General features: G+C 58.8%; 23 protein-coding genes. 9 read left to right on the forward strand and 14 right to left on the reverse strand.

Annotated elements, in window-relative coordinates:
• The 7 genes from rsxC to blr all read right to left on the reverse strand — a co-directional run.
• Positions 1–1,772: electron transport complex subunit RsxC (gene rsxC / locus ABLV64_RS15850; protein ID WP_348851555.1), on the reverse strand; the 1,772-nt coding region annotated here is incomplete at its 3' end.
• Positions 1,765–2,343: an electron transport complex subunit RsxB gene (rsxB, locus tag ABLV64_RS15855; protein WP_004202846.1), complete on the reverse strand. Its 579-nt coding sequence runs from the start codon at positions 2,341–2,343 to the stop codon at positions 1,765–1,767. The genes rsxC and rsxB, both read right to left, overlap by 8 nt.
• Entirely contained in the window at positions 2,343–2,924 is a 582-nt protein-coding gene (rsxA, locus tag ABLV64_RS15860; RefSeq protein ID WP_002907658.1) for an electron transport complex subunit RsxA, read from the reverse strand. Before rsxA ends, rsxB begins: the two co-directional genes overlap by 1 nt.
• Before the next feature lie 78 nt (positions 2,925–3,002).
• Complete coding sequence (locus tag ABLV64_RS15865) at positions 3,003–3,443, reverse strand: DUF2569 domain-containing protein (protein ID WP_004202845.1); 441 nt, start codon at positions 3,441–3,443, stop codon at positions 3,003–3,005.
• Between the two features lie 75 nt (positions 3,444–3,518).
• Positions 3,519–3,734, reverse strand: coding sequence for a transcription modulator YdgT (gene ydgT, locus ABLV64_RS15870; protein ID WP_004202843.1), 216 nt, complete (start codon positions 3,732–3,734; stop codon positions 3,519–3,521).
• A gap of 215 nt (positions 3,735–3,949) precedes the next feature.
• Complete coding sequence (locus ABLV64_RS15875; protein ID WP_060655927.1) at positions 3,950–5,320, reverse strand: GH1 family beta-glucosidase; 1,371 nt, start codon at positions 5,318–5,320, stop codon at positions 3,950–3,952.
• 115 nt (positions 5,321–5,435) lie between these two features.
• Positions 5,436–5,573, reverse strand: a complete 138-nt coding sequence (blr, locus tag ABLV64_RS15880) for a division septum protein Blr (RefSeq protein WP_012541534.1) — start codon at positions 5,571–5,573, stop codon at positions 5,436–5,438.
• A 190-nt stretch (positions 5,574–5,763) separates the two neighbouring features.
• On the opposite strand from blr, the gene ABLV64_RS15885 reads away from it, so the two are divergent.
• The gene (locus tag ABLV64_RS15885; protein WP_065904391.1) at positions 5,764–6,804 is read left to right on the forward strand and encodes an oxidoreductase; all 1,041 of its coding nucleotides are present in this window, start codon (positions 5,764–5,766) and stop codon (positions 6,802–6,804) included.
• A 35-nt stretch (positions 6,805–6,839) separates the two neighbouring features.
• On the opposite strand, the gene add is transcribed toward ABLV64_RS15885, so the two are convergent.
• Entirely contained in the window at positions 6,840–7,841 is a 1,002-nt protein-coding gene (add, locus tag ABLV64_RS15890) for an adenosine deaminase (RefSeq protein ID WP_004202835.1), read from the reverse strand.
• Between the two features lie 157 nt (positions 7,842–7,998).
• Positions 7,999–9,153 carry an MFS transporter gene (locus ABLV64_RS15895; RefSeq protein WP_060655925.1) on the reverse strand — a complete coding sequence of 385 codons (1,155 nt, stop codon included), beginning with the start codon at positions 9,151–9,153 and terminating at the stop codon, positions 7,999–8,001.
• 194 nt (positions 9,154–9,347) lie between these two features.
• Between ABLV64_RS15895 and ABLV64_RS15900 the strand changes: the two genes are divergently transcribed.
• Positions 9,348–9,812, forward strand: a complete 465-nt coding sequence (locus ABLV64_RS15900; RefSeq protein ID WP_065904379.1) for a helix-turn-helix domain-containing protein — start codon at positions 9,348–9,350, stop codon at positions 9,810–9,812.
• Positions 9,813–10,042: 230 nt separating this feature from the next.
• On the forward strand, positions 10,043–10,228 hold the full coding sequence (locus ABLV64_RS15905; RefSeq protein WP_004202827.1) for a hypothetical protein: 186 nt from the start codon (positions 10,043–10,045) through the stop codon (positions 10,226–10,228).
• A 9-nt stretch (positions 10,229–10,237) separates the two neighbouring features.
• Here ABLV64_RS15905 and ABLV64_RS15910 read toward each other — a convergent pair whose 3' ends face one another.
• Positions 10,238–10,606, reverse strand: a complete 369-nt coding sequence (locus ABLV64_RS15910) for a hypothetical protein (RefSeq protein ID WP_049003835.1) — start codon at positions 10,604–10,606, stop codon at positions 10,238–10,240.
• 243 nt (positions 10,607–10,849) lie between these two features.
• Between ABLV64_RS15910 and cybB the strand changes: the two genes are divergently transcribed.
• The 3 genes from cybB to ABLV64_RS15925 all read left to right on the forward strand — a co-directional run bounded on the left by cybB (position 10,850) and on the right by ABLV64_RS15925 (position 12,900).
• Positions 10,850–11,377: a cytochrome b561 gene (gene cybB / locus ABLV64_RS15915; RefSeq protein ID WP_064794642.1), complete on the forward strand. Its 528-nt coding sequence runs from the start codon at positions 10,850–10,852 to the stop codon at positions 11,375–11,377.
• 104 nt (positions 11,378–11,481) lie between these two features.
• On the forward strand, positions 11,482–11,757 hold the full coding sequence (locus ABLV64_RS15920) for a metal/formaldehyde-sensitive transcriptional repressor (protein WP_004202822.1): 276 nt from the start codon (positions 11,482–11,484) through the stop codon (positions 11,755–11,757).
• 24 nt (positions 11,758–11,781) lie between these two features.
• Positions 11,782–12,900: an S-(hydroxymethyl)glutathione dehydrogenase/class III alcohol dehydrogenase gene (locus ABLV64_RS15925; RefSeq protein WP_163619577.1), complete on the forward strand. Its 1,119-nt coding sequence runs from the start codon at positions 11,782–11,784 to the stop codon at positions 12,898–12,900.
• Positions 12,901–12,968: 68 nt separating this feature from the next.
• Here ABLV64_RS15925 and ABLV64_RS15930 read toward each other — a convergent pair whose 3' ends face one another.
• From ABLV64_RS15930 to pcaH, 4 genes are all read right to left on the reverse strand, one after another.
• On the reverse strand, positions 12,969–15,341 hold the full coding sequence (locus ABLV64_RS15930; protein WP_069135740.1) for a membrane-bound PQQ-dependent dehydrogenase, glucose/quinate/shikimate family: 2,373 nt from the start codon (positions 15,339–15,341) through the stop codon (positions 12,969–12,971).
• Positions 15,342–15,618: 277 nt separating this feature from the next.
• Positions 15,619–16,542: a LysR substrate-binding domain-containing protein gene (locus ABLV64_RS15935; protein ID WP_004143800.1), complete on the reverse strand. Its 924-nt coding sequence runs from the start codon at positions 16,540–16,542 to the stop codon at positions 15,619–15,621.
• Positions 16,543–16,719: 177 nt separating this feature from the next.
• Positions 16,720–17,340 (reverse strand): protocatechuate 3,4-dioxygenase subunit alpha, encoded by a 621-nt coding sequence (gene pcaG / locus ABLV64_RS15940; protein WP_004202817.1) that lies wholly within the window; start codon positions 17,338–17,340, stop codon positions 16,720–16,722.
• Positions 17,337–18,077, reverse strand: a complete 741-nt coding sequence (gene pcaH, locus ABLV64_RS15945) for a protocatechuate 3,4-dioxygenase subunit beta (protein ID WP_004202816.1) — start codon at positions 18,075–18,077, stop codon at positions 17,337–17,339. The genes pcaG and pcaH overlap by 4 nt, the downstream gene beginning before the upstream one ends.
• Before the next feature lie 239 nt (positions 18,078–18,316).
• On the opposite strand from pcaH, the gene ABLV64_RS15950 reads away from it, so the two are divergent.
• The 3 genes from ABLV64_RS15950 (at position 18,317) to ABLV64_RS15960 (ending at position 23,179) form a co-directional block, all read left to right on the forward strand.
• Positions 18,317–19,660, forward strand: a complete 1,344-nt coding sequence (locus tag ABLV64_RS15950) for a VOC family protein (RefSeq protein WP_023318417.1) — start codon at positions 18,317–18,319, stop codon at positions 19,658–19,660.
• Between the two features lie 41 nt (positions 19,661–19,701).
• Positions 19,702–21,207 carry a carboxylesterase/lipase family protein gene (locus ABLV64_RS15955; RefSeq protein ID WP_023318416.1) on the forward strand — a complete coding sequence of 502 codons (1,506 nt, stop codon included), beginning with the start codon at positions 19,702–19,704 and terminating at the stop codon, positions 21,205–21,207.
• Between the two features lie 316 nt (positions 21,208–21,523).
• Complete coding sequence (locus ABLV64_RS15960; RefSeq protein WP_004202803.1) at positions 21,524–23,179, forward strand: glucan biosynthesis protein; 1,656 nt, start codon at positions 21,524–21,526, stop codon at positions 23,177–23,179.
• The last annotated feature ends 29 nt before the right edge of the window (positions 23,180–23,208 follow it).

Raw genomic sequence — 23,208 nt, forward strand, 5'->3', positions numbered from 1 at the left:
GGGTCGACCGGCTCGGCTGGCGGGGTTTCCGCCGGCGCGGCCTGCTGTTCGGCTTTGCGCGCTTTGGCGCGGGCGATAGCGGCTTCCACCGCCGCTTTGCGTGGATCGGCAGCGTCGGTCGACGGGGATTCCGCCGGCGCGGACTGCTGCTGCGCTTTACGCGCCCGGGCTTCGGCCTTCCGCGCTTCGCGGGCGGCAATCGCCTCGCTGTTATCCGGTCTGGCGCCGGCCTGAATCACGATAGGCTGCGCTGCGTCGCGCTGTTTATCACGTACCCGGGCCAGGGCGGCGTTAATCGCATCCTGATCTTTGGCGGCTGGCTGGACGGCGGCTTTTTTATGCCGCTCGGCGCGGGCCGCTTTCTCACGCTCCAGGCGCGCCTGTCGGGCCTCGAATCGCGCCTTGGCTTCCGCAGCGCGCTGCTCTTCCAGACGAATCGCCGCGATCTCGGCTTTCTCCTGGCGGAAGTACTGCACCAGCGGAATATTGCTTGGGCATACCCACGCGCACGCGCCGCATTCGATGCAGTCCGCCAGATTGTGAGCGGTGGCTTTATCGTGCTGCTGGCCTTTGCTGAACCAGTACAGCTGCTGCGGCAGCAGATCGGCCGGGCAGGCGTCGGCGCAGGCGCTACAGCGAATGCAGCCTTTTTCTTCCTGCGGCTCGCCCATTTCGCTGGCGGAGGGCGCTAAGAGACAGTTGGTGATCTTCACTACCGGGACGTCGAGCCCCGGCAGAGTAAAGCCCATCAGCGGGCCGCCCATGATCACCATCGGCTCAGCGCTGGCGCAGAATCCGGCGTCGTTCAACAGATGGCGCACCGGCGTGCCAAGGCGCGCCCAGACATTGCCCGGCCGGGTTACCGCCTCGCCGGTGAGGGTGACCACGCGCTCGGTTAACGGTTCGCCGTCAATTACCGCGCGTTTCACCGCGTAGGCTGTACCGACGTTCTGCATTAGCACGCCAATGTCCGAAGAACGACCGCCGTGCGGCACCTGTTTCCCGGTGAGAATCTGGGTGAGCTGCTTGGCGCCACCGGAGGGGTATTTGGTGGGGATCACGCGCAGCGAAATGCCATGGGCGTCGCAGAGTACCGCCCGCAGCATGGAGATGGCCTGCGGCTTATTGTCTTCAATGCCGATCAGCACCTCGTCAGGCTGCAGAATGTGGGCGAGGATGCGGATCCCTTCGACAATCTGCGCCGCGCAGTCCTGCATCAGGCGGTCGTCCGCCGTGATATAGGGTTCGCACTCGGCGGCGTTAATGATCAGCGTTTTAATTTTATCGCCGCCGCCGCGCAGTTTACTGCCGGTGGGGAAGCCGGCGCCGCCGAGGCCGGCAACGCCAAACTGGTGGATGCGCTCAATCAGCGCTTCACGTGTGCGGGTCTGGTAGTCGCTCCAGCCGTCGCGTTCGATCCAGCGGTCTTCGCCGTCGGCGTCAATGATCACGCTCATCTCCGCCAGCGCGGATGGATGGGCGGTGGTGTGCGGGGCGATAGCGGCAACGGTGCCGGAGGTGGGGGCGTGAACCGGCAGCATTCTTCCCCAACCGCGGGTTAGCGGCTGGCCGCGCAGCACCCGGTCGCCTACTTTGACGCACAGTTCGCCTTCGGCGCCGATGTGCTGCTTCAGCGGGATCACAAAGCGCTGCGGCAGGGAAACCTGGCGCAGCGGGGTGCCGTTTGACTGGGTTTTCATCTCCGGCGGGTGAATACCGCCGTTAAAATCCCAGACTTTGTCTTTTCGGAAAGCGGAAAATAGCTTAAACATGTTGTTCCACAGGAATATTTCGCACCGGGATCGTGTGCAGATCCCATTTCCAGGTCTCCGGGGTGGTCGCCACCGGAACGAGTGAAATGCACTGGGTCGGGCAGGGGGCAACGCACAGGTTGCAGCCGGTGCATAGGTCGCTCATCACGGTATGCATGGCGCGGGTCGCCCCGACAATGGCATCCACGGGACACGCCTGAATACATTTGGTGCAGCCGATGCAGTTCGGCTCGTCAATCACGGCGAGCATGCGGGCCGGCTCGGCTGCCTGCTCGTCGCCATCGACAGGCTGCGGGTCGACGTTGAGCAAGGCGGCGATTTTTAACATCACCGCTTCGCCACCCGGCGCGCAGCGATTAATTTTCTCACCCTGCACGCCCACCGCTTCCGCATAGGGGCGGCAGCCAGGGTAGCCGCACTGCCCACATTGGCTCTGCGGTAACAGTTCATCAATTTTTTCCACCACCGGGTCGTCCTGCACCGCGAAACGGCGCGACGCATACCCCAGTATTAAGCCGAAAATCAGCCCTAACAGGCTGATGGCGATCACGGCTATCCAGACTGCGCTCATTACAACTTCACCAAACCACTAAAGCCCATAAAGGCCAGAGACATTAAACCGGCGGTAATCAGCGCGATGGCATTACCGCGGAACGGCGCGGGGACATCGGCCACCACCAGACGTTCGCGGATCGCCGCGAACAGCACCATCACCAGCGAGAAGCCGACGGCGGCGGCAAAGCCGTACAGCGCCGACTGCAGGAAATTGTGGCCCAGGTTGATGTTCAGCAGCGCCACCCCGAGCACCGCGCAGTTGGTGGTGATAAGGGGCAAAAAGATGCCCAGCAGGCGATAGAGCGCCGGGCTGGTTTTACGCACCACCATCTCAGTGAACTGGACCACCACGGCGATAACCAGAATAAAGGCCAGGGTACGTAAATAAACCAGATTTAGCGGGATAAGGATCCAGGTATCAATCAGCCAGGCGCAAATAGAGGCCAGGGTCATCACGAAGGTGGTGGCGAGCCCCATCCCCATTGCGGTTTCCAGCTTTTTGGAAACCCCCATAAACGGACACAGGCCAAGGAACTTCACCAAAACGAAGTTATTGACAAGGACAGTACCGATAAAGAGCAGTAAATAATCAGCCATCATGCGACCTGAAACGAAAAAAAGCCGCTTATTATCGAATAAAACGATACCGGCGACAACAGGTTAAGTGTGGGGTTATTACGGATTAACAAAGGTCCGTTTTACCCGCTGTGAACGGCGAAAATAGGGCGCCAGCAGCGCGGCGGCCAGCAGCGGAAACAGTAGCTGACGCAGTGCAAGGACATCCGAAACGGGGGAGAAGGCAAACGCCTTTATCGCCAGCAGCAGCGTAATGAGCAGCCAGATAATATAGTGTTTCGGCACCAGCGAGCGCCGCTTGAAAAAGGCGATGGTCAGCCAGAGCGTATAAAACCACATGGCGAGGGCAAACAGCAACGAGGCGACCCACAGCGCCATGTGTCCGGTGCTCATGGCGCGCAGCAGGGCCCAGGTTTGCGGCGACATGAGGGCATTGGCAAAAAACAGCAGCGATAACGAGGCGCTCAGCAGCGCCACCAGCAACCAGGCCAGCGGTGCCAGCAGCCATCCGCCGATGCGTTCCGCAGATTGAGACGTCATGGTTCTCCCCTATTTAACGCCAGTATATAAAAGCAGGCCGGGAAGTATAAGCAACTGGCGTGAAGGATGACAGTCTTACTGCACGAATCGCCAAACGGATTTAGGCACCTGGCCCACATCGAACAATTTACCGCCGGAAACCAGCTCTGCCCGGCGGTGATCGGCGGCGCGATACATATTAACGATCTCTTCGGTGTCTGTCAGGGAGTAGTTAAGGTGATCAAATAGTTTTTCAAGACTTTCCAGCGAACTGATTTTGCGGAATTTTAATAAATAGTCCAGAACGGTCATTTTCGTATCCATTTTATAATCGGAATAATTACGTTGAATATTATCAGCATTCACTAAACCTACTCTCAACCAACGGCGCCTTCTGCCGGGGCCGCGTGGAATGTTTCAGGTTATATAAACCCATGACAAGGGGCAAAGCCAGCCTTGAAGAGCAGGGAGATGTTTAAGAATATTCTAAATCAGACCGGGCGCCGAATGGCGCCCGCAGGAGAAGATTAACGCTGTTCGCCGCGACTGGCAATAACAGATTTGTACCAATAAAAACTCTTCTTTCGTTTCCGTGCCAGATTTTGCTGGTGGTCCACATAGACAAAGCCATATTGCTTTTGATATCCGTTGAGCCAGCTAAGCAGATCGATAAACGACCAGGGATAATAGCCGCGAACGTCAGCTCCCTGCGCCAGCGCCTTTTCCAGAGCGCCAATATGGCTGCTCAGGTAGTCGATTCGCGGATCGTCGACCACCTCACCGGCAATAATCGGGTCTTTCGCTCCCAGGCCATTCTCGGTGATATAGATCGGGATATCGCCATAGCGCGCCTTGATCATCATAATGCCGTCGGTTAGCCCCTGCGGCCAGATCTCCCAGCCCCATTCGGTATAAGTGCTCTGCGGATTACGCACGAAATAGAATAACCCCTCCACGCCAGGCTCGCCGCCGGTGGGGATTTCGGGCGGCTGGGCGGATACCGTTTCCCGACGATAGTAATTCAGACCGATAAAGTCACAGCGGTTGTCTCGCAGCAGCGCGTCGTCGCCTGGAGCAAAGCGCGGTACTCCCCACAGGGCTTGAGTCTGCGCCAGCAGGGCAGCAGGATAGGTGCCTTTTAGCACCGGATCGTACAGCCAGTGGGTATGGATGGCGTCAGCCAGGTCGGTAGCCTGCCTGTCCGCCTCGCTGTCGGTGAGCGGGGTATGCGGCTGCAGCACATTGACGAAACCAATCTCGCCCGCCACGGCCATCTCGCGAAACGCCTTCACCGCAAGCGCATGGGCGATAAACACGTGATGACAGGCCTGGATGGCGCGCGCCGGATCGCGAACGGCCGGCGGATGCAGGCCGTTAATGTAGCCGTGGCCGATAAAGACGATGGTCTCGTTAAAGGTAGCCCACAGCTTCACCCGCGAACCAAAGCGGGCGTAGCACAGGCGGGCGTACTCGGCGAAGGCTTCGGCGGTGCTGCGTGCTTCCCAGCCGCCCTCATCCTGCAGGGCCTGCGGCAGGTCCCAGTGATAGAGGGTAATCATCGGCTCAATATTATGCGCCAGCAGTTCATCGATCAGATCGCTATAAAACTGCACGCCTGCTTCATTAATCTCGCCGCGCCCGGTGGGCAGCAGGCGCGGCCAGGAGATGGAAAAGCGATAGCTCTGCAGGCCCATCTCGGCCATCAACGCCACGTCTTCGCGAAAACGGTGATAGTGATCGACGGCGATATCGCCGGTGGTCCCTTCAAAGGTGGTTCCCGGCAGGTGAGAGTAGATATCCCAGATTGACGGTCCCTTACCGTCAGCGTCGTGCCCACCTTCAACCTGATACGCTGCGGTAGCGGCACCCCATAGAAAATGTTGCGGAAAAGCGGCCATGAAAAAACTCCCAGTCTGATGATAGAGGGAGTGTAATCAAAGCAAGGATAACTGTGCAACCGGTTTCTGAAACCGGTTGCACAGTTGCGAAGCGGGTCACTGTTTCACGGCGGCGCTACTTTGTCTGCACCACATCCGCTGGCGGTGGCGACTGGTAGTTATCAATATGGTGCGCGATAACCAAAAGCAGTGCGGAAATCCCAAAAACAATCCAGCCAATAAGTTCTACAATACGAGTAAAAACAGTCGTCATAACACTTCAATATCCTTTGAACACAGTGGGAAATGTTACTCTATGGTCAGCAGATCACAAGGGGTATCTGTCTGATTTTGCACGCATGCGTTAAAACCTTAAGTGAAAAAATGATAAGTTTTATTCACGTTTTGTAAGAATATTCTCATTAGTCAGATATTGACATCAGCTGAATAAGAGAGGCGGTTAAATGAGTGATGCGATCCGGGTGGGGCTGGTGGGCTATGGCTATGCCAGCAAAACGTTTCACGCGCCATTAATCAGCGGCACGCCGGGCCTGGCGCTGACGACGGTCTCCAGCAGCGACGCGGCCAAAGTTCATGCCGACTGGCCTGGCGCGAAGGTGGTCAATGCGGCGGGTGAATTGCTGAACGACCCGGAGATCGATCTGGTGGTCATCGCCACGCCGAACGACACCCACTTCCCACTGGCGAAAGCGGCGCTGGAGGCCGGTAAGCACGTGGTGGTGGATAAACCCTTTACCGTGACACTGTCACAGGCTCGTGAGCTGGAGAGCCTGGCGAAGCACTGTGGCCGGGTGCTGTCGGTATTTCACAATCGGCGCTGGGACAGTGATTTCTTAACGGTCAGAACGTTAATCGACGAAGGCCTGCTGGGAGAGGTGTGTTACTTCGAATCCCATTTCGACCGCTTCCGCCCGCAGGTACGCCAGCGCTGGCGGGAACAGGCGGGGCCCGGGAGTGGAATTTGGTATGATCTCGGACCGCATCTGCTCGACCAGGCGGTGGTGCTGTTTGGTCTGCCGGTGAGCATCACGGTGGATCTCGCTCAACTTCGGCCCGGCGCGCAATCCACCGACTATTTTCACGCGGTGCTGGCCTATCCACAGCGGCGGGTGGTGCTGCACGGCACATTGCTCGCCGCCGCGGAGAGCGCGCGCTTTATCGTCCACGGCTCGCGGGCCAGCTTTATCAAGTACGGTCTCGACCCGCAGGAGGAGCGGCTGAAAAATGGCGAGCGTTTGCCGCAGGAGGACTGGGGGTATGATATGCGTGACGGTACCCTGACCCGCGCCGAAGGCGACGAACGTAGCGAGGAGACATGGCTGACGCTACCGGGCAATTATCCCGCTTACTATGCCGCTATCCGCGATGCGCTCAATGGGGTGGGAGAAAACCCGGTTCCGGCCAGCGAGGCGATTCAAATCATGACCCTGCTTGAGCTCGGTATCGAGTCGGCCCGGCATCGCGCCACGCTCAGCCTTGTGTGAGAGATAGCCCGGCAGCGCGGCTGCCGGGCCGGCTATCAGCCTTTAGCCACCCGCTGAATGAGCGCGGCTTTTTCCTGTTCGCTCAGAAACGCCTGGGTCAGACCATTGATCTGGGCCTGGCGGATCTGCTCCCGGCTCAGGCCCGCCGCCGGCGCCGCCACGGTGTATTCGTGGATAATATCGACCCCCTGGACCGCCGGATCGTCAGTGTTGAGGCTCGCCAGCACGCCGTGCTCAAGGAACTGCTTCAGCGGATGCTGGGCCAGAGAGGGTACGGTACTGGTTTGCACGTTCGAGGTGAGACAGGATTCAATCCCGATGCGGTGCTCGGCCAGATAGTCCATCAGGGCGGGATCCTGTACCGCTTTTACCCCGTGGCCGATACGCTCGGCGCCCAGCTCACGAATGGCCTGCCAGATACTTTCCGGGCCGGCCGCTTCGCCAGCGTGAACGGTGATATGCCACCCGGCATCGCGGGCCTGGTTAAAATGACTAAGGAACAGCGCCCCCGGGAAGCCCAGCTCATCGCCAGCGAGGTCGAGGGCGGTGATGCCATCGCGGTGGGCGAGCAGCGCCGCGAGCTCTTCCTGACAGGCCGCTTCGCCAAAGGTGCGGCTCAAAATGCCGATCAGGCGGGCGTCGACCTGAAAATCGCGGCACCCCTCACGTACCCCGGCGATCACTGCCTCTACCACGCCGTCAACCGGCAACTGGTGGGTCATCGCCATATAGCGTGGGGAGAAGCGCAGCTCCACGTAGTGCAGGCCATTGCGCGCCGCGTCTTCGACGTTCTCATACGCCACGCGACGGCAGGCTTCCAGCGAGGCCAGGACTTTCACCCCCCAGTCGAGCTTGGCGAGAAAACTGACCAGATCGGGCTCCAGGCTGGTGACCTGGACGTGGGGACGCAGCGTGTCAAGGGTGGTAGCGGGAAGGGTGATATTAAACTCGCGGCCAAGATCGAGGATGGTTTGGGCCCGGATGTTACCGTCAAGGTGGCGGTGAATGTCGGTTAATGGCAATGAGGAATCAATCATGGTCGCACTCTTTTTTTAGTTAAAGTGCACGTCATTATACAACATGAGCATAACTGTTTAAAAGCATTGAAAAAATCTATGCGATACAAACAGCTGGGGGCAATCAGGTCATTTTTACGCGCTTTTTGACTGGCCCCTTCAAAACAGGGGCCGAATGTCATGATCGACGCGATCCTGACCAGACAAGAAAAGCACACGCGCTGACCGCGGCACCCGCAAGGCAGACCGCCTGCCATCCCCAGTGGGAATAAAGCTGTGTGGCAACGATAGCACCTGCCGCGCTACCCAGCGAATAAAAACACATGTAAGCCCCAACCAGGCGGCTTGCTGCTGCAGGCCTGGCGGCAATGATCAGGCTCTGGTTAGAGACATGTACGGCCTGTACCGCAAAGTCCAGCGCAATGACGCCAGCTAACAGCCAGAGCAAAGAGGTTTCAACATAGGCGATAGGCAGCCATGAGAGAGCCAGCAGCGCCAGCGCCAAGCCGGTAGTACGCTGAGCCCATCCCTGGTCAGCCCACTTTCCCGCTCTTGAGGCGGCCAGCACGCCAGCGAGGCCGGCTAAGCCAAACATCCCCGCCTGGGTGTGCGAGAGGGAAAGGGCGGTAAGCGGCATGACCATAGTTGTCCATAGCATGCTGAAGGCGGCGAAAATAAGAAGCGCCAGGATGCCGCGCTTTCTCAGTTGCGGTTCAGTGATATATAGCTGAAACACTGACTTCAATAAGGAAAGGTAGGTGGACTTTTGTGGCTGCGATTGCTTTGAGGGCGAAGGCATGACCTTCCAGACGACACCGGCCATCAACAGCATCATACAGGCAGCCGTGAGATAAACGGCTCGCCAGCCGGCAATATCGGCTATCGCGCCTGAGATAAACCGAGACAACAGGATGCCTGAAACAATTCCGCTGGTCAGGGTACCCACCGCCTGGCCTCGTTTCTGCGGTGTCGCCAGTATTGCCACCCACGCCACCATCAACTGCACCACAACGGCCATCAGGCCAACGATCAGCATGGCGCCAAGCAGAGTGGCTATGTTGGGGGATAACCCTGCTACAACTAACGCCGCCGCTGAAAGCAACAGCTGAGTCATCACCACGTATTTACGGTTCAGCCAGTCCCCGAGCGGAACCAGGAACAGTAAGCCAATGGCATAGCCCAACTGCGTAGCGGTGATGACGCCGCCAATCATGCCTGGCGCCACCTTGAGGCTGACCGCCATCGAGTCGAGTAAAGGTTGAGCTGAATAAACGTTGGCTACCGCCAGCGCGCAGGTCAGTGAAAACAACGTCGTTATCCCTGCGGTGAGCATCGCGTCAGGGGCTAACGCGGTTTGAATTCCGTGGCCGGTACACCTGCTTGTCTTATCTTTCATAAGAGACCTTCTATCTGGTTGCTTTTTAAAACTCGTTTACCTATAGAAATAGCCATAGTGGTTTTTTTTTGCAACTAGTAAAACGGAAGATTAAGCTAGCATTAGTAGACAGATTGATGAGGAGCGCGCAGATGGCAAAACAGGAATCACTCAGAACCAGTGAATGTCCGGTGGCGAGAACGTTGGAATCAATTGGTGAACGCTGGTGCCTGATGATTATCCGCGAAGCATTTGACAATGTACGGAGATTCAGCGAGTTTCAAAAAAATTTAGGGCTGGCCAAAAATATCCTTGCCGCGCGCCTGAAGCACCTGGTCGATATCGGTATTTTCGAGATTTTACCGGCATCGGATGGCAGCGCATATAAGGAATACGTCCTGACTGAAAAGGGGCGCTCCGTGTTTCCCATTGTTGTGGCGATGCGTCAATGGGGAGAGCGTTATATGTTTGAGCAGGGAGAAACCTACTCTGTCCTGCTGGATAACGAACACGGCCAGCCGCTTCAATATCTGGATGTGCGTTCTGCTCAGGGAGATAAATTGCAACCAGGCGACTGTCATCGCCGGCGCGTTGTATCAGATACCAGCGCCGAATAATGTCGTGAAGGGTTTGCGGAATTCTAGTGAGAATACGATCGTACCGCTAAAGGGTTGTGGAACAATCCTGACCTATTTTTTGCGCACTGCTTCTGATGCTAACTCCCCGGACGCGTAACAGTGACCCGCCGCCAGCCGCATAATCATTTACATTTATATTTTATTTGAATGTATTCATGTTACATATTAAATTCTGCTTACTTTATCGACGATGAGGCAGGGATGCGGATGTGGAAAGCGTAATCCATAATAATATTGAGGGTTTTCTGCTGTTGTTATTAAGCATGTGGCCCATTCTGCTGGTGGTATTCGTTGGCGTCGCGATCTCCTTCTATACCATGCTGTTACGCAAAACGGCGCTGGCCTGCCTGCTGTTCGCCGTCGCCATCGGCGCCGCAGGCTGGAGCTTTGCCTGACGCCAGGCCTCAGGGTTTATCCAGCAGGCTCATACTGGAGGTGGCGGCGCCATCATTCAGATTGGACGGCGAATGCCAGTCGCGACCCGCCAGGGCGCTGTCTCTCTGACCACTACTGGCGACGCTGTCCTGCTGCGTCGACAGCGTTGACCCTTCAAGCGCTTCCTCTGCCCCCGACTGGTCGGGCAGAGAGCTGCTATACCCGCCATTATTCGAATACGTATCCATACCGTTGACTTCATTCGGCACCGTGTCGGTAGTGGTCCCGTCATCGTTAATGCAAAATGAGCCACCGATGCCGTTAGGCTGACAGTCCGCGGCGAAAGTCGGGCTGGCCAGCGCGGTCAGCAGCAATAGCGGTAAGCTCATTTTCTTCATTTTCATCTCCATACGCAGCGTGGCCGACAGATGTTCTCAACTATAGAGGGGAGAGCGCGGCGGCAGGTAACAAAAATGTTTAATTTTGTAATAACGGATGGTATCCGGCGCCCGTTCGCGTGGTCCGGGTGCAGCGGCTCGGCACAATGCGGTAATCAATTGTTAATTCAACGTAAAGGTTAATGAAAATTTAAGAGAAGGCCGCTATGTTGGCACAATCACACTTTCCATTAAGGATATTCCATGCGCGATAAATATTCCGGCCTGCAGATCGGCATCCACTGGCTGGTCTTTCTGCTGGTGGTGGTGGCCTATGCGGCGATGGAGCTGCGCGGATTTTTCCCCCGCAGCGATCGGCCGCTGATCAATATGGTTCATGTTTCCTGCGGAATCACCATTGGCGTGCTGATGGTGGCGCGTCTGCTGGTGCGGCTGAAAATGCCGACGCCGCCGATCGTGCCAAAGCCGTCACCGATGATGACTGGTTTCGCCCATCTCGGCCATCTGATTATCTATCTGCTGTTTATCGTCCTGCCGCTGATTGGCATGGTAATGATGTACTGGCGCGGGAATCCCTGGTACGCCTTTGGCCTGACGATGCCGTATGCTCCGCAGAGCGATTTTGAGCGGGTGGACACCCTGAAAGCGATCCATGAATGGTTAGCGAACGCCGGTTACTTCGTGATTGGCCTGCATGCCTTTGCTGCGCTGCTCCATCATTACTGGTGGAAAGATAATACCCTGCTGCGAATGATGCCCCGTAAGCGCTGAATGGTTTGCTTCAACATTCAGACCCCGTCCCGCGACGGGGTTTTTTTTGCCTTTGTGGTGAATAAAATATAGTATACCCCCCTATATGATACGGAGGCGTTATCGTGCCACATTCACCTGAAGATAAAAAACGGGCGCTCAGCCGCGTACGACGCATCCGCGGCCAGGTTGAAGCCCTTGAACGCGCGCTGGAGTCCGGCGAGCCCTGTATGACTATCCTGCAGCAGATCGCCTCGATTCGCGGGGCGGCAAACGGTCTGATGGGCGAAATGGTGGAGATCCACCTGCAGGACGAGCTGGTCAGCGGCGACACCACCCCGGACCAGCGGGCCGCGAGAATGGCAGAGGTCGGTCATCTGCTACGATCCTATTTAAAATAACATCACGACGAGGAAGAGACAGTTATGAAATCACGCGCAGCAGTGGCCTTTGGCCCCGGTCAGCCGTTAAAAATCGTAGAGATTGACGTCGCGCCGCCGAAAAAAGGCGAAGTTCTGGTGAAAATCACCCATACCGGCGTGTGCCATACCGATGCTTTCACCCTTTCCGGCGACGATCCGGAAGGGGTCTTCCCGGCGGTGCTGGGCCATGAAGGCGGCGGCGTGGTCGTGGAAGTGGGCGAGGGCGTCACCAGCCTTAAGCCGGGCGATCATGTCATCCCGCTGTATACCGCCGAATGCGGCGAGTGCAAATTCTGTAAGTCGGGTAAAACCAATCTCTGTCAGGCGGTACGCGCTACCCAGGGCAAAGGGCTGATGCCGGACGGCACCACCCGTTTCTCGTATAACGGCGAACCGATTTATCACTACATGGGCACCAGCACCTTCAGCGAATACACGGTCTGCGCTGAGATCTCGCTGGCGAAAGTCAATCCGCAGGCGCCGCTGGATAAAGTGTGTCTGCTGGGCTGCGGCGTGACCACCGGTATCGGCGCGGTGCACAACACGGCGAAGGTTAAGGCCGGGGATACCGTCGCGGTCTTTGGTCTGGGCGGCATCGGCCTGGCGGTGATCCAGGGCGCTGTGCAGGCGCAAGCCGGGCGCATTCTGGCAATCGATACCAACCCGGATAAGTTCACTCTCGCTAAAGAGATGGGGGCTACCGACTTTATCAACCCCAACGACTACGATAAGCCGATTCAGGATGTGATCGTTGAGCTGACCGACGGCGGGGTGGATTTCAGCTTCGAGTGCATCGGTAATGTCAATGTGATGCGCGCGGCGCTGGAGTGCTGCCATAAGGGCTGGGGCGAGAGCGTCATTATCGGCGTGGCCGGCGCCGGGCAGGAGATCAAAACCCGTCCGTTCCAGCTGGTGACAGGCCGCGTGTGGCGCGGCTCCGCCTTTGGCGGCGTGAAAGGCCGTAGCCAGCTGCCGGGAATGGTGGAAGACGCGATGGCGGGTAAAATTCGCCTCGACCCGTTTATTACTCATCGCCTGCCGCTGGAGCAGATTAACGAGGCCTTTGACCTGATGCATGAAGGCAAATCGATTCGCACCGTGATCCACTTTGGCGACCAGTAATCGCTAACGCGCAAGGCGTTTCGGCAACAGCAAAAAAGGGCCCGGATGGGCCCTTTTGCTTAAGTCAATCAGTGATGGTCAGGGAGCGCGTAGGCGATAATGTAATCGCCGCGATCCGGAGACTGACGGGCGCCGCCCGCATTGATAATGATGTACTGCTTACCGGTTTTCGGCGACACGTAGGTCATCGGGCCTGACTGGCTGCCAACCGGCAGACGGGATTTCCAGATTTCCTTGCCGTTAGCGGTATCAAAGGCGCGCAGGTAGAAATCCTGAGTGCCGGCGAAGAACAGCAGCCCGGACTGCGTCGCCAGCGACGCGCCAAGGGTCGGCATACCGATCGGAATCGGCATGTGCATGCGGATCCCCAGCGGCCCGGTATCCTCTACGGTACCTACCGGCACCTGCCACACCAGTTTCCCGGTTTTCAGATCCACCGCGGACATGGTGCCGAACGGCGGCTTCTGGCACGGAATGCCCAGCGGCGACAGGAAACGTTCGCGCATGGCGCCAAACGGCGTGCCTTCCATCGGCACGATGCCCATCTCGATGCCGCTGGCGTCTTTCGCCACCTTCTCGCGCGGCACCATATAGTTGGCGAGACCCAGACGCATATCGTTAACGAACATCAGGCTGTTGTTGGGATCTACCGAGACGCTGCCCCAGTTCATGCCGCCAAGCGAGCCCGGGAACTGCAGGGAGCGGTCTTCCCCCGGCGGGGTAAAGACGCCCTGATGGCGCATCTCTTTGAACTGGATACGGCAAAGCAGCAGGTCGATCGGCGTCGCGCCCCACATATCGGACTCGGTCAGCGTCTGGTTACCGATCATCGGCATTCCCACCGAGTAAGGCTGCGTCGGCGAATAGCGCTCGCCTTTGACATTGCCCACCGGCACCGGCCGCTCTTCCACTTTCGCCACCGGCTCGCCGGTTTCGCGGTTGAGCATAAAGATCATGCCCTGCTTGCTGGTCTGCACCAGCACCGGGGTGGTGCCGCCCTTGCCGTCAGGCAGATCGTACAGCAGCGGCTGAGACGGCAGGTCAAAGTCCCACAGGTCGTGGTGGGTGGTCTGGAAATGCCAGCGTACCTGGCCGGTAGCGGCATCCACGGCGACGATGGAGGAGCTGTATTTATCGTCCAGCGCGGTTCGTTCGCCGCCAAAGAAGTCAGGCGTAGCGTTACCGGTCGGCAGATAGATCAGGTTCAGCTTCGCGTCGTAAGACATCGCCGACCAGACGTTCGGCGTGCCGCGCGTATAGGTCTGGCCCTCCGGCGGTACGCCGGTCAGCGCCGGATTACCCGGATCCCACGCCCAGGCCAGTTTACCGGTGTGGACGTCAAACGCACGGACCACCCCCGGCGGTTCGCCGGTAGAGTAGTTATCCGCGACGCGGCCGCCGACCACCACCACATCACCCGCGACCAGCGGGGTGGAGGTCTGCTGATAGTAACCTGCTTTGACTTCGCCCATCCCGACGCTAAGGTCGACAATACCGCGATTGCCGAAGCTCTCGCACAGTTTGCCGGTGTCGGCATCAATGGCGATCAGGCGGGCATCGATCGTCGGCAGGAACAGACGACGGGAGCAGGCGGCAGGCTGGGCGCCTGACGCTGGCGTCGTCTGCGCCTGGCTGTCTTCGTAATAGCCTAAGCCGCGGCAGCGCTGCCAGTTGGGCGAAGAGGATTTGGAGTCATAGCGCCATTTCTCTTTGCCGCTGTCGACATCCAGCGCCAGCACTTTGCTGTAAGGGGTACAGACATAGAGGGTATCGCCAATCTGCAGCGGGGTATTCTGATCTTCCGCGCCGGAGCCATTGCTCTGTGGGATATCGCCAGTATGCGCCACCCAGGCTACCTGCAGCTGGTTGACGTTTTGCTTGTTGATTTGATCCAGGGCGGCGAAGCGGTCGCCGTGGGTGGTGTTGCCCCAGTGCGCCCAGTTTTTCTGCTCTTCGCCCGGCGCGACGGGTTTCACCGGCACCGCTTCCGTGGCGCTGACCAGCGGTTCGGATTTAAACATCCAGCCAAAGCTTCCCGCCAGCGCCACGGCGAGCACGGCGGCGATGGCAAAAGCCGGGCCTTTTTTCGCCGGCGAGCTGGCAAGGAAAGGCCAGACCAGGGCGGCGAGGAAGGCCAGCACGCCAAGGGCGAACAGACGCGAGAAGAGCGGCCAGAAGTTCCAGCCAGCGTCGCCGATCGCCCAGATCACCGAAGCGATAAACGCCACGGCGTACAGCAGAATACCCCCGCGGCGGCGACGGAAAATCAGCACCGCCGCGATAACCATCACCACGCCCATCAGCGCGAAGTACAGCGTGCCGCCGACGAGAGCCAGTTTTGCCCCCAGAATACCGATAGCCAGACCGATGATCAGCATCAGTCCGGCGAGAAGCCACTGCAGGATCCGGGGGAATCCGCGCGGCGCGTTGCCAGTTGTCATGAAATCTCCTTAACCACACCAGCCACCTCAGTGCGAACCAAATGAAACAAAGTTATTTTGTTTTATTTTTGAATGAAGTGGTTTGTATCTTCATAAAGCCAAATTTATTGCCTGTTTTGATTTCGTATGAACCATTTGGTGAAATCGCGATATGATAGATCTGTTAAAGAAATTTGCGCAAATGTTAATAAATAATTTCGCACTAAATGATTATTTTGCTGAATGTGACGCAGTCAGCGTTGGCTCCCCGGCCGCTACGGGCCGGGGGATCAGCGGATCAGGCAGGCATTGATTTACGAATAGCGCTGAGCAGGGTTTGTGTACCGGGGGTCAGCGTCGCATCGACGCGGGTTAGAATGCCGATGGGCTCCCCGGCGCCCTGGGTGGCAATCGGCAGGGCGGTCAGTACGCCACGGCGAAGATCGTCTTTCACCGCCCCGGAAGGGACGAACCAGACATAGTCAAAATCGACCGTCAGCTGGCGCGACAGTGAAGCAGAGAGGGTCTCGATGCAGCCGGCGGGCATTTTACAGCCCTGGCTCTGGAGCAGCGCTTCGGCGTTTTGCCGCGGCACGGTGCCCTTTGGCGAGACCACCACCGGCCACTCCATCACCCGACTGAGGGTCACGGTCTCCTGCAGCAGAGGATGTCCCGGGCGTACCACCAGCTTAAGGGATTCCAGGAACAGCAGTTCGTAATGCAGCCCGCTCATCAGCTCCGGATCGGACATCCGTCCGATGCCGATGTCGATCTCCCCGGATTTTAACCCGGCGAGCAGCATGGTGTTGTTCATGGTGGCGACCTGCAGCGTGATATCTTTTTGCTGCTTATGGAACTGGCCGATCACCGTCGGCAGGATCCCCAGCGCGGCGGTAGGCAGCGCGCCGATGCGCACGATATCGTTATTCAGCCCCTCTTTACGGTTCAGCGCCTGGCCCGCCGAGTTAAGGGCATCAAGCACTTTCACGGCATGAGTCAGAAACTGTTCCCCGACCAGGGTCAATTGCGCCCCCAGACGTCCCCGCTCAAACAGACGGGTACCGGTCAGCTGTTCAAGCTCGTTAAGCGTTTTTGAAAGTGCTGGCTGGCTCAGATTTAAAGTTTCAGCCGCGCGCCCCAGCGTTCCCTGTTGAGCGACGGCCACGAAGGTGTGTAGATGGCGCAAGCGAATGCGCTGACTGAAGAGACCATTTTTTTCCATAGTAAGATGATGTTAAAAACACAGCGGTGAAAGAGACAAGCGGCCTTGTTTAAATTTGATAACCAGATAGCAAAATATTATTAACATTTGAGCTGATTACATTACAAGATCTTTCCCTATGGTTTAACACGCCGTCGCCCCGGCTGTGCGGGGCGACGGCGGTGGTCAGCATGGCCGCTAGATATCGAAAAAGACGGTTTCGTTCTCGCCCTGCAGATAAATGTCGAAACGATAGACCACTTCCGCACCGCGAACCTCGCGCTCGGCGATTAAGGTTTTGCGTCTCACCTCCCATTCGATGAGATTCAGCACCGGGTCGCTGGCATTGGCCTCGTGCTCATCGGCGAAATACATCCGCGTATTCAGGCCAATGTTGATCCCCCGCGCCACCACCCACAGATTGACGTGCGGCGCCATCAGACGGCCGTCGCGGCCAACCACCGCGCCGGGCTTGATGGTTTCAAAGCGCCAGACGCCGGAGGTGAAGTCAGAGCAGGTGCGCCCCCAGCCGCGAAAGCCTGGGTCGACCGCTTTCTGCTGCTGACGGTCCTCAGGATGGTTATAGCGTCCCGCGGCGTTAGCCTGCCAGATCTCCAGCAGCACGTCGCGGACCGGGGTTCCGGAGCCGTCGATAACCCGGCCTTCAATGGTGATCCGTTCCCCGACCGTATCGGCGGTGGTGAGAACCGGACCAAAATTTTTTTCAAAAATATGAAAACCCGCCGCGTCCGGTGCCAGACCGATATGAACATAGGGTCCCGCAGTCTGCGAGGCGGTTTCAGGCAGATACTCTTTCATCGGGCGGCCCCCTGAGTGCGATTTTCAAACAGCGTGGCGCGATGGCCGCGCAGAACAAGGTCGAAGCGGTAGGCCAGACAATCCAGCGGCACGGCGGCGTGCATGTCCAGCTCGGCGATCAGGGTGCGCACGGCGTCGTCATTATTAATGGTCCTGACGATCGGGCACTGCTTGATCAACGGGTCGCCTTCGAAATACATCTGGGTGATCAGGCGCTGGGCCCAGGCGTCGCCTGAAAGCGAGAAATGAATATGCGCCGGACGCCAGTCGCTGGCCTGGTTGCGCCAGGGGTAGGGGCCGGGCTTGATGGTGCGAAAACAGTAATAACCGTTCTCGTCGGTCAGCACCCGACCGCAGCCGCCGAAGTTCGGGTCAATCGGCGCCAGATACTGATCTTTTTTATGTCGATAGCGGCCGCCGGCATTGGCCTGCCACACTTCCACCAGGGTGTTTTTCATTGGTCGGCCGAAACCATCCCGCACATAGCCGTGCACAATGATCCGCTCGCCAATCGGCAGGCCTTCTTTGGCATAGTTAAGGATAAGGTCATTATCCAGCGGTCCCAGGTCGTCGCGGCTAAACACCGGGCCGGTGATCTCTGACAGCGAGTTCTGCAGGGAGATTAGGGCGTTTTTCGGGGAGCGCAGGACGCTGGTTTTATAGCCCGGGGCGTAAGCGGGCGGGTGACTACTGTAATCGCGATGGATAACCTCGCGCGGGGACCATTTATCGTTCATCGGGTACTCCGTATAGAGGGTAGAGAGGCATGTTGTTGTAATGTCGCCAGAAACAGTGTGTGTAAATATATTGTTAATTTAAAGTGAAATTACCGGGTGTTTTTCATAACCGTCGGTTATGCCCTGCGCCATGCCCATGACCGGAAGCAGGTTATCGCCATCACAGTTTGTAAATTCTTCCCCCCGCCGGGAGGCAGCTTTCCTACACTCCAGGAAGTATTCACTGGAGGTAACACATCATGGCGAACACCATCACGGCTGATGAGATTCGGGAGCAGTTTTCGCAGGCCATGTCGGCCATGTACCAGCAGGAAGTTCCGCAGTACGGGACGCTGCTGGAGCTGGTGGCTGACGTCAACCTGGCGGTACTGGAAAATAATCCGAAGCTGCATGAACAACTGGCCAACGCCGACGAGCTGGCTCGCCTGAACGTTGAGCGCCACGGGGCGATCCGCGTGGGCACAGCGGAGGAACTGGCGACGCTGCGTCGCATGTTTGCCATCATGGGGATGTATCCCGTCAGCTATTATGATCTTTCACAGGCCGGCGTGCCGGTTCATTCCACGGCGTTTCGTCCTGTCGACGATGCCGCGCTGGCGCGCAATCCGTTTCGGGTTTTTACCTCGCTGCTGCGTCTGGAGCTGATCGAAAACCGCGCTCTGCGTGAGCGAGCCGAGGCGATCCTCGCCCGGCGCAACATATTCACTCCCCGCTGTCTGGCGCTGATCGCCCGGCACGAGGCCGAAGGGGCGTTCACCCCTGCGGAAGCCCGCGAGTTCGTGCAGGAGGCGCTGGAGACCTTCCGCTGGCACCGGCATGCCACCGTCGATGAGGAGACCTACCACGCGCTGCATCGCGAGCATCGCTTGATTGCCGATGTGGTCTGCTTCCCGGGATGTCATATCAACCACCTCACGCCGCGAACGTTGGATATTGACCGCGCGCAGGCCCTGATGCCGGAGTGCGGCATTGAGCCAAAGGCCCTGATCGAAGGTCCGCCGCGCCGGGAGGTACCGATCCTCCTGCGACAGACCAGCTTCAAGGCGCTTGAGGAGCCAGTAATGTTCGCCGGCGAACACCGCGGCACTCACAGCGCCCGCTTCGGCGAAATTGAGCAGCGCGGCGTGGCGCTGACGCCAAAAGGACGCGCGCTATACGACCGATTGCTGCAGGCAGCAGGGACCGGCAAAGACAATCTCAGCCACCAGCTGCATCTGCAGGAGGTATTCCGCGAATTTCCCGACAGCGAATTTCTGCTGCGTCAGCAGGGGCTGGCCTGGTTTCGCTACCGCCTGACGCCGGCTGGCGAGGCCCATCGCCACGCGTTTCGCCCGGGCGACGATCCCCAGCCGCTGATCGAGCGCGGGTGGATAGTGGCCCAGCCTATCGTCTATGAGGATTTTTTACCGGTCAGCGCGGCGGGCATTTTTCAGTCCAATCTGGGTAACGAAACCCAGGCCCGCAGCCACGGGAATGCCAGCCGCGAAGCCTTTGAAGCGGCGCTGGGTTGTCCGGTGCAGGATGAATTTGAACTGTACCAGCAGGCGGAGGAGCGCAGCAAACGACGTTGCGGTCTGCTGTAAAATCAGTAACCTGCTGGCATCAGCCTTACAGGGAGCAGGTTATGCAACATCCGTCGAAACCGTTGGCGAAAACCCGGCAGGGCACGCTGGCCGGGAGTGCAGAGCAGGGGATCCATATTTGGCGCGGCATTCCGTACGCCGCGCCGCCCGTGGGGCCGCTGCGCTGGCGCGCGCCGCAGCCTCCCGCCCGCTGGCCGGGCGTGCGTCAGGCCGACGCCTTTTCCGCCGCCAGCTGGCAGGACATTGACTACTGCCGCGAACTTGGCGGCGGGGATCCCGGTCGCTTCAGCGAAGACTGTCTCTATCTCAACGTCTGGGCCCCCGCCAGCGCAGCGCAGCCGCTGCCGGTGATGGTCTGGCTGCACGGTGGCGGGTTTACCATCGGCGCCGGTAGCCTGCCGCCTTACGATGGCCTGGCGCTGGCCAGCCGCGACGTGGTGGTGGTGACGGTCAACTACCGTCTGGGCCACCTCGGCTTTTTCGCCCACCCGGCGCTGGAAGAAGAGGCGGGCGAGCGGCTGTATAACTTCGCGCTGCTCGACCAGATCGCCGCCCTGCAGTGGGTCCAGGAAAACATTCACGCCTTCGGCGGCGACGCCGCCAACGTCACGCTGTTTGGCGAATCCGCCGGGGCGCGCAGCGTGCTGTCGCTGATGGCCTCGCCGAAAGCGAAAGGGTTGTTCCATAAAGCGATTATTCAGAGCGGGTATACCTTACCCGATCTGCCGCGGGAAAAGGCGCTGGAGAAAGGCCGTCTGCTGGCGGAGCATTTCGCCTTACCACAGGCCAGCGCTGAGCAACTGCGGGCAATCCCGGCGGAGGCCTTCTGGTCGCTTTCCGCCCCGCTGAATATCGGGCCAGCGCCCATTGCAGGCGATATCGTGCTCCCGCAGCCGATGCTGGAGACCTTTTTTGCCGGGCGCCAGCATCCGATGCCGGTGATCATCGGCTCCAACAGCGATGAAGCCAGCGTGATGGCGGTGTTTGGCGTCGACATCGCCGGGCAGATCCAGAAACTGCGCCGTGAGCGCCGTCTGGGTCTGGGACTGATCAAACTCCTCTATCCCGGCGTAAAAGGCGATGAAGCGCTGGGGCGGGAAGTCTGTCGGGATATGGCGTTTACCACCCTCGGCTATGTGGTGATGCAGGCCCAGCAGCGCGTGGGCCAGCCGTGCTGGCGGTACTGGTTCGATTATGTCGCGGAAGCGGAACATGACGCCTATCCGCACGGCGCCTGGCACGGCAACGAGGTGCCCTACGTGTTTGATAACCTGCGGCTCACCGATCCGGTGCGGCAGTATGCCAGTGAAGCGGATCTGGCCTTCGCCGCTCAGGTCGCTGACTACTGGGTCCAGTTTGCCCGCGTCGCCAGCGGCGAGCAGGTGCTTGCCGGCGCGGTGCGCTGGCCGGCGTGCCTGCGCGGACGGGATCGTTTGCTGCGCATTGGCCTGCATAAGCGTGCCGGGTTTAAAGTGGAGAATCGCTTTATGCGCGCCCGGCTGGCGCTGTTTCGCCGGGTGATGAAGCACCACGTGACCCTTGAATAAAGGGGGGGGGGGGCGGTTCAGCGGGGCACGACCCTGCTGCAGGCCGCGGGTGGCTAAGAAACGGCCCGGCGATGAGACAGGGCGCCGGGAGAGTGCTGTCCGCTTTGTTTAAGGCGGGTTTGCGTTAGATATTGCGCTCTCCCTCCGCCGGCGATGAAAAAACAGCCTGTTCTGGTAGACAGGGCTTTTTTACCGTTTTTCTGCTGGCAACAATTGGATTATTAATCGTTTTTGTCTAGAGTGGGCGGAAATTATCACGCAGCGTGATGACGCGTTGCGAATCATTTCACCCGTGCAGAAGGACGCTTTCTCAGGCATGAACCGCAGACGTTTTCTTAAATCTTCCATGGCTGTTGCCGCCGTATGCGGAACGTCAGGAGTCGCTTCCTTATTCAGTCAGGCCGCGTTTGCTGAAGACGCGGGCATTGCCGACGGGCAGACGCGTCGGTTCGATTATGCCGTGCTGCAGGCGATGGCCCACGATCTGGCGCGCCAGCCGTGGGGCGGGGCACCGCGCGATCTGCCGCCGACGCTGGCCAATCTCACCCCGCAGGCTTATAACAGCATTCAGTATGACGCTAACCACTCGCTATGGAACAATATTGAAGAACGCAAACTGGATATCCAGTTTTTCCACGTCGGGATGGGGTTCCGTCGCCGCGTGCGCATGTTCTCTTTAGACGCCGCCACCCAGCAGGCGCGCGAGATCCACTTCCGTCCGGAGCTGTTCAAGTACAATGACGCCGGGGTAGATACCCGCCAGCTGGAAGGACAGTCCGACCTCGGCTTCGCCGGGTTCCGGGTATTTAAAGCACCTGAGCTGGCGCGCCGGGATATCGTGGCGTTTCTCGGCGCCAGCTATTTTCGCGCGGTAGACAGCACCTACCAGTATGGCCTGTCGGCCCGTGGGCTGGCGGTGGATACCTTTACCGATACCCCGGAAGAGTTCCCCGATTTCACCTCTTTCTGGTTCGAAACGGTCAAAGGGGACGCCACGGTCTTTACCGTTTACGCCCTGCTCGACAGCCCGAGCATCACTGGCGCCTACAAGTTCACCATCCACTGCCAGGATACCCAGGTCATTATGGACGTCGAGAACCATCTCTACGCCCGCAAGGATATCAAACAGCTGGGGATCGCGCCGATGACCAGCATGTTCAGCTGCGGCAACAACGAGCGTCGGATGTGCGATACCATCCACCCGCAGATCCACGACTCCGATCGGCTGTCGATGTGGCTGGGCAACGGCGAATGGGTCTGCCGGCCGCTGAACAACCCGCAGAAGCTGCAGTTCAACGCCTTCCAGGACAAGAACCCGCGCGGCTTTGGTCTGTTGCAGCTGGACCGTGATTTTTCCCACTACCAGGACGTGATGGGCTGGTATAACAAGCGTCCCAGCCTGTGGGTTGAGCCGCGTAACCAGTGGGGCAAAGGGGCGGTCAGCCTGATGGAGATCCCGACCACCGGTGAAACGCTGGATAATATCGTCTGCTTCTGGCAGCCGGAAAAGGCAGTGAAGACGGGCGACGAACTCGACTTCCGCTACCGTCTCTACTGGAGCGCACAGCCGCCGGTCAGCACACCGCTGGCGCGTGTGCTCGCCACCCGCACCGGGATGGGGGGCTTCCCGGAGGGATGGGCGCCGGGCGAACACTACCCGGACAAGTGGGCGCGTCGTTTTGCCATCGACTTTGTTGGCGGCGATCTGAAAGCGGCCGCGCCGCGCGGTATTGAACCGGTGATCACCCTCTCCAGCGGCGAAGCGAAGCAGATTGAAATCCTCTACGTCGAGCCGTTCGATGGCTACCGGATCCTCTTCGACTGGTATCCGACCTCCGACTCGACCGACCCGGTGGAGATGCGTCTGTTCCTGCGCTGTCAGGGAGAAGCCATCAGCGAAACCTGGCTCTATCAGTACTTCCCGCCGGCGCCGGATAAACGTAACTACATTGACGACCGGATCATGAAATAACCCCGTGACAGCCGTGGCCCCAGGCACCC

The sequence above is a fragment of the Klebsiella sp. JB_Kp031 genome (assembly GCF_040064295.1).
GTDB classification, from domain to species: Bacteria; Pseudomonadota; Gammaproteobacteria; order Enterobacterales; family Enterobacteriaceae; genus Klebsiella; species Klebsiella quasipneumoniae.